At 76.0% G+C, this 1,300-nt stretch carries 2 protein-coding genes; one reads left to right on the top strand and one right to left on the bottom strand.

Annotated features, from left to right (window positions below):
* Window positions 1-171: 171 nt before the first annotated feature.
* A complete protein-coding gene (locus IDM29_RS16720) occupies window positions 172-402 on the top strand; it encodes a hypothetical protein (protein ID WP_182111865.1) in 231 nt (76 codons plus the stop codon).
* Window positions 403-518: 116 nt separating this feature from the next.
* On the opposite strand, the gene IDM29_RS16715 is transcribed toward IDM29_RS16720, so the two are convergent.
* On the bottom strand, window positions 519-1,300 hold a 782-nt coding region (locus tag IDM29_RS16715), incomplete at its 5' end, for a L,D-transpeptidase (protein ID WP_188037838.1).

The raw sequence follows: 1,300 nt of genomic DNA, 5'->3' as shown, positions 1-1,300 counted from the left end.
GGCCTGACGCCGGCCCGAGCGCTCGGCCCGTGCGGCGCGGCCGCGCCGGGAGCGGCGTGCCCGCGCGTCGCCGCCGGATTTGCGGCGAGGGCCTGACGACCGCGCTGCCACGCGAGTAGACTGAAGGCTCCAGACCCTCCCCTCCGTCCCGGGCCTGGTGGGAGAAATCCGATGCCGCCCCGTCCTGCTGCTCGCCGTTACCTCGCCACGAGCCCGTTCAACGCCGCTCGCGAGGCCGCCATCAAGACCATCGTCCCCGTCGAGGCGGGCGACCGCGTCTGCCACGAGCGCCACGGCCTCGGCCGCGCCGTCCGCATGGACGGCGACCGCGCCGCGATCGTCGACTTCGGCGGCGACCTGCGTCGCGTCGAGCTCGACAGCCCGCGCCTCGACCGCCTCTGACAGACCCGTCGGCCCCGGCCGACAGCCCAGCGCGGGGGCGCCCCGCGTCGCTGCATGACGCCTTGGCGTCGCCCAGCGACGCCAACGCGTCACCCACCGCGGCGCGATCGCCGGTGTCAGGCGGTGACGAGCACCGGCGTGCCGAGGGGTACGTCGGCGAACGGCGCCAGGGCATCGGCCGGCACGCGCAGGCACCCGTTGGAGATCGGCCCGCTGTAGGTCGCGTAGGCGTGGATCGCGATCGGCGCCGGCCCGCCGTCGAACTCGTCCAGCGTGGGCGAGTGCGAGCCGAGGTACACGAACACCGGTGAGTACCGGGCGCCCGGGTCCGGCGCGATCGACATGACGAACGTGCGGCCCAGCGGGGTCGGCGTCTCCGGGGTGCCGAACCCCGTCACCGTCCGGGCGACCTCCTCCTCGCCGCGGTGCAGCACCACCTCGCCCGTGCCCAGGGACGCCGTGATCCGGTAGTCCGTGGAGCTCGTCAGGACGTCGTCGGCGTGCACCCAGCCCGTGGCCTCGTTGACGCCGTCCGGGCCCACCTGGCTCGGCAGACCGCGCCGCACCGTGAGCAGCACCTGGTACCAGTCGCCCTGCTGCGCGACCACCGGGTAAGAGGTCACGCCCTGGTACTGGACCAGGGGGAGCAGCGCGAACGGTGCGCCGCGCGGGGCGTCGTACAGCGCGATCCCGGGGTCGGTGTCCGGGGTGACGAGCAGGCCGCTCGGCATCGTCCCGGGGTCCGGGTCGGCCACGGCCTGCGGCATCACGGCCCAGGGGTCGGCCACCGGCAGGGTCGCGAGGTCGACGTCGGGCGGGGTCCACGCCGCGACGGGTGGTGGCGCGGTGCGCGACGCCTCGGGGGCGGGCGCGACGGTGGTCGGCGCCGGCGCCGGCG

This window comes from Actinotalea sp. JY-7885 (genome assembly GCF_014525465.1).
In the GTDB taxonomy this organism is placed as follows: Bacteria; Actinomycetota; Actinomycetes; order Actinomycetales; family Cellulomonadaceae; genus Actinotalea.
This window is presented reverse-complemented; position numbering and strand designations above follow the sequence as displayed.

Bases quoted from the DNA above. Each gene is read 5' to 3' on its own strand.
- IDM29_RS16720 (WP_182111865.1), top strand. From the start codon at position 172: ATGCCGCCCCGTCCTGCTGCTCGCCGTTACCTCGCCACGAGCCCGTTC.